This is a genomic window from Subtercola boreus, from assembly GCF_003399645.1.
Classification (GTDB): Bacteria; Actinomycetota; Actinomycetes; order Actinomycetales; family Microbacteriaceae; genus Subtercola; species Subtercola boreus_A.
In genome coordinates, this window is sequence record NZ_NBXD01000056.1 from 1 (window position 1) to 4,781 (window position 4,781).

Consider the following 4,781-nt stretch of genomic DNA (forward strand, 5'->3'; position numbering starts at 1 on the left):
GCCTCACGGCGATACTCCGGCGTATAAGTCTTCCTCTTGCTTGTGCCCATCACGGACATCCTCCCCGACAGGCCCGCAAACACGCGAAACCCGCCTGGTCAGTGTCCGGAATTCGGGGTCAACCTCAGTTGCTGCACTGAGCGTTTCGTTGTAGTAGCGGTTGGTTCAAGCTACGTGAGCGAGACCGAGCCGCACTTCGGGCACTCGAGGCAAGGCCGCCTCACACTTCCAACGCTTATCATCGGCTGAGCGCAGCGACCACATTGGTTAGCACCGCCCTCGGCGCGTCCTCGAAGAAGCTCGGATGTCGACTCAGTAAGACGCGCCTCGAAAACAGCAGGCGAGGTTCCAATCGATTCCGAATAGCCGCGCACCACTTCTTCAAGCCGACTGTCGACATCCTGAAGGAACTCAACGGCCGCGTCGCACTCGGTCATCATCCGCTTACGGCCTTCAAACATCATCGCATCAGCGGCGTGGTCCCAGAAAAAGTGATGCGCAAGCTGATTGCGTAGCGCAAGTGCAAGCTGAAGGTCTTGCTCAAGCTCGACATCGCTTCCGACGTACGGTCGGAATTTCTCGACCAAGCGCCCGAATACTATCTTGAAATATCGGGCGGATGACTCATCGAAATCGCTTCGCGATGCGTGGACGCCCGAGCTGACTTCGGCCATAACTATTGCGCTTTTTATCGCTGCCTCAACAGCCTGGGCGAAATACATCGCTAGGCCATAGCGGGCATACATCTCCCGCGTGTGGTGTGCTTCAGGATCAATGTCCTCTTGGATCATGAACGAAGATTATCGTCGGCTAGTCCCCACGCGGCCCTAGAGCCAACAAAGGAGTCGAATCGTATAGTCTCGGCGGCCAAACTTCAGCGAATTCGGAGCCTACGACGATTTCGCGCAGGTGCGAAGGACGCTCTTTTCAAACGAAGCGTGAAAGGAAATGCCCCGGTCGACTGTATAGAGTCTGTCCGGGGTTCAAACGTTGCTACGGTGGTGGACCTATGCGACGGATTTCAAACTTGACGCCCAAGCTCCGTCGAGTCATCCAGGAGACTGTTGACTGATCTGCGATCTTAGTTCGGTTCGCGCATCAACGCGAGCCAGTTGGAACTGTCTCCTTAGGTTCCGACTTCGGCCCGGCGCTAGCTCGATCACGCCCCGCACCATCACCTTGATCGTTGTACCGCAGCACCAACGACGAATCGGCTCGGAGAAGCTTCGGACCCGTCCAAGTCTTTAATTTCATGGCAACCGGGAGTCGCTCAGCGGGCCAGCCGACGCTCCAAGCACCTCAGAGTCCGGCGTGCTTACGACGAAACGTCGGGAAGCGCCTGCGACGTGGACGTTTGAAAGATCCGCGAGCCTGCGAACCCAACTCAAGAACGCCGGATCATTCGGATCGGTGACATCCATCGTATCGACGCGAAGATCGTCAAACTGGAATTCATTGCCGTAGCGCGCCCCGATCAAGAGCCGCGACGGTGACAGTGGCAGTAGCAGACCGACTGCACCGGCTCGTCGACCGTCTGGCCCGAGAATTAGATCCACCATTGCGTCACCCGTTATAAGGCTGCCATCGTGGATAGGCACCACTGCAATGTGTTCCCACATAGAGAGGTCAACGACCGGGGGTTGGCCGTCAACCGGCGTCCCAGCTCTCGTCGGCACGCCGTCATGCGCGGCATCAGCCAGCATCTTCTGAATCGCGATCCCGTCAGACCCGGTACCCCGGCGAGTGCTCCCATCTTTCATCAGCAGAACCGCATTGATTTCAGATTGACCCGCGAACCCCGCAAAGCGATGCCGCAAGATGGCCATGGTGATCCACCGGCTCAACGCTGCAGTGTCTGTCTCACGCAAAGCTTCGGCACTTGTCGCGGTGGCCCAGCGCCCGATCACTTCGACGTCACGTTCAGCGACCCAAAACCCCTGCTCGATATACTCCGGGTGGTTGTATCGGTCCACAACGGTTGCCTGATTCAATCCGCGCACTCGCACGGATTCGTCGTGCTTATCCCAGACCCTGACATGCGACGTCGGCACCGCCCAAGCCTCCAGATATGCACGCTGAATCATGTGTTGCCGCTGTCCACTCACGCGACCATCCCGCTCTTGAGGGGTGTCTCACGGCGCTGTAGTCCTCGGTGACCCAGGAAACACGTCGCGTAGTGGGTAAATCGAGCGAATAGCCAATCATCAGGCGCATTTTCCACCGGGGCCATCAGGCAGAACCTTTCTCACCAGTAGAGGCTAGCTCTCGCTAAATCTACCTCTGGCGTTCAGTTTGTCCGAAAACCAGTCAAGCAGTCCGAACTGCTTCGACGAACACCTTTCGAGTTTCGTCGGAGTGTTCGCCGCCGCTCGATCGATGCGAGGAGAGCCGACCGTCGAAGCGCATCACTTCGAAGAATGTCAGCGGTGCGTCGTAATCTGGCTCACCCATGGATCTCACGAATCGCGAACTCGCCTCGCTGCTGTTGCTTGTCGGCTTTTTCGCCGTGATGCTCATAAGGCCGAAAACCAGATCGACAATTCTGCCGAGCTTTCGACAAGTCATTCGAGCCCTGCTCGTATGGAAGGTCCTCGTCGTTTTCGCCGTGTACTTCGGCTACACCGCCGGCGTGGTCGCACTCGGGGCACACGCTGGTATATGGAGCTTCGATCTTCTGAAGGACACGGTAATCACGACGCTCTTCGTCGGCTTGCCCTTGGTTCTGAACGCCGGAAAGACAAGCTCGGGATCATCGCTGGTGCGCAAGGTCCTGATCGAGACACTAGGCGTCTCCGCATTCCTCGCTTTTTATTTCAACCTTGCTTCGCTGCCTCTCTGGGGAGAGCTGCTCCTCCAACCACTCCTGTTGCTCCTGAGCTTCAGCTCTCTGGTATCGAAGCGAGACCCTAAGACGAGACTAGTAGGGAAGATCTGTGATGCGCTGCTCGCGATACTCGGCTTCGGGCTACTAGCGTTCACAACCGTCAAGGTAGTGACGACCTGGAGCGCGCTGGATCTCTCCGAAATTTGGCTCTCATTTGCGCTCTCGGTGTGGCTGCCGGTTGGGCTCCTCCCCCTCATCTACATCCTCGCCATCTTGATGTCTGCCGAAACCGTCCTTGTCCTCCTGCCATGGCACAACAACAAGGTCGCGCCTCCGCTGCGAGTTCGATTCGCGTTCGTTTTTGGGACACGCTTAAGCGCGTTCTACGCCTCGCATTTCGCCGGACAATGGCTTGGCAGGTTGGCGAAGCAAACCACTTTCCGCGAAGGCCTTCGGGTCGTGGCGGACTACCGCAGAGATGTTCGCAACAACGTCACCGCAGAGAAAGGGCGCCTCGATCGGCTCAGGTCCATGAGCGGCATCGATGGCACCGACGAGAATGGCCTCCAAAGGGATCGTCGCGAGTTTGCGGCCACGAAGAAGGTGCTGAAGAGGCTCTTCTACTATCAGATGGGCCAGAACCGGAACCTACTGGGACACTATCGTCACGACATCCTCCTAATTCTGGGGGACGTCACCTCGGATGGTTTGCCTGCGGAGCACGGCATCGAAGTACGGGTCAGCGCGGATAAGAAGCAATGGTACGGATGGCGACGCACCATCACCGGCTGGTATTTCGGGATTGGCGGCGACGAGACCCTCGATGCCGAGTGGCAGTTCGACGGGCCTGGGGCACCAATGTCGTTCCCAACCAAGGGATCTGATTGGACAGACGCTACTTCGAGCCCGTCCCGACCTGAGTGGCTGGCTGCTGACGATCCGATTCGCGTTGTCTAGATACGAGACTAGATCGGGGGATATGCGTCTCAATAGAATTCGCCGATACCGAAATCTGTGCTTGATCGTAACGCGACTCTAGCGGCGCACGGCGACCGTGACACCATCCCTGCGGAACTCTCTCGGATAAGGCTTAGGCACAACAATATCCTTCCAGCCCGCCCACCCGGCAAGCCATTACAGATGTCACCTAACCGTGCAACAGACCCCACACCCTTCTCTTCGGGATATTTCGAGAGCGGGAATTCTGACTTCATATCTGCCCTGCGCGATTGTTCAGCGACCAATCAACGGCTACAGCGGCGCGGTGATAGTTCTCACGCTTGATCGATCCAACTGCAGCAACGGATCAGGGTCAGCGAAACCGGTCGTCTTCGGTGCGCCCTTGTCGGTCATCAGGTCTTGGCCGGCAAAGACTATGCAGCTGGTCACAGTGGGATCCTTCGACGAGCGCCAGAGAATGCCCTGCACAGGTCCGGCGTCACCCCTCAGCCCGTAGCGAAAGTATTCCGCGATCACCTGGGTGGGAATGTACTCGAGGTTCTGTGTGTCCGAGGGATCAGCGACTTTCGTCGCATCCTCAAGGAAGTCACGCATGAACGCGATAGGCGCTCTTAGGTGGCGCCTGCCAGCGTCGAACAACGAGGGCGTGTCAGCCGCAGTGCGAAGATCAACGACACTAATATCCCTGAGGAGCTCGAACTCCCCTGCTGTGCCGTCATCGGTTGGATCTGCGTATCCGGCGACTTCTGAACGGGCACCCGCAAGGGTCGAAGCGCCATAGAAGGCACCCATGCCTTTCGGTGACATCCGGTTGTCGCGGGCGACATGATCCGGGGGCGAGCCTAAGCCTGGATCCACCGATGGGGCATTGGGTGAGATCGGCGCGTTAAACGGAGAATACCTTTCTGATCAGGGATAATTGTTCTTACCACAGAGACAATTGGACCCGAAAAGAGAGGCATCTCGCAGATGCAAGTTTCTCATGCCGCACGGGCCG

Annotated in this window: 4 protein-coding genes; 1 reads left to right on the top strand and 3 read right to left on the bottom strand. The window is 57.7% G+C overall.

The annotated features are described in order from the left end of the window. Window positions 1–170: 170 nt before the first annotated feature. Together B7R24_RS16835 and B7R24_RS16840 are read right to left on the bottom strand one after the other, a co-directional pair. Window positions 171–791, bottom strand: coding sequence for a hypothetical protein (locus tag B7R24_RS16835; RefSeq protein WP_116420163.1), 621 nt, complete (start codon window positions 789–791; stop codon window positions 171–173). Window positions 792–1,250: 459 nt separating this feature from the next. Further along, on the bottom strand, window positions 1,251–2,084 hold the full coding sequence (locus B7R24_RS16840; RefSeq protein WP_116420164.1) for a hypothetical protein: 834 nt from the start codon (window positions 2,082–2,084) through the stop codon (window positions 1,251–1,253). A gap of 365 nt (window positions 2,085–2,449) precedes the next feature. Here B7R24_RS16840 and B7R24_RS16845 point away from each other — a divergent pair, with 365 nt between their 5' ends. Next, window positions 2,450–3,781, top strand: coding sequence for a hypothetical protein (locus tag B7R24_RS16845; protein ID WP_116420165.1), 1,332 nt, complete (start codon window positions 2,450–2,452; stop codon window positions 3,779–3,781). Between the two features lie 294 nt (window positions 3,782–4,075). Here B7R24_RS16845 and B7R24_RS16850 read toward each other — a convergent pair whose 3' ends face one another. Further along, complete coding sequence (locus tag B7R24_RS16850; protein ID WP_172582908.1) at window positions 4,076–4,642, bottom strand: RES family NAD+ phosphorylase; 567 nt, start codon at window positions 4,640–4,642, stop codon at window positions 4,076–4,078. Window positions 4,643–4,781 lie beyond the last annotated feature (139 nt).

Excerpts from the sequence above, each read along its gene's own strand:
- B7R24_RS16845 (WP_116420165.1), top strand. The coding sequence starts at position 2,450 with ATGGATCTCACGAATCGCGAACTCGCCTCGCTGCTGTTGCTTGTCGGC.
- B7R24_RS16840 (WP_116420164.1), bottom strand. The coding sequence starts at position 2,084 with ATGATTCAGCGTGCATATCTGGAGGCTTGGGCGGTGCCGACGTCGCAT.
- B7R24_RS16835 (WP_116420163.1), bottom strand. The coding sequence starts at position 791 with ATGATCCAAGAGGACATTGATCCTGAAGCACACCACACGCGGGAGATG.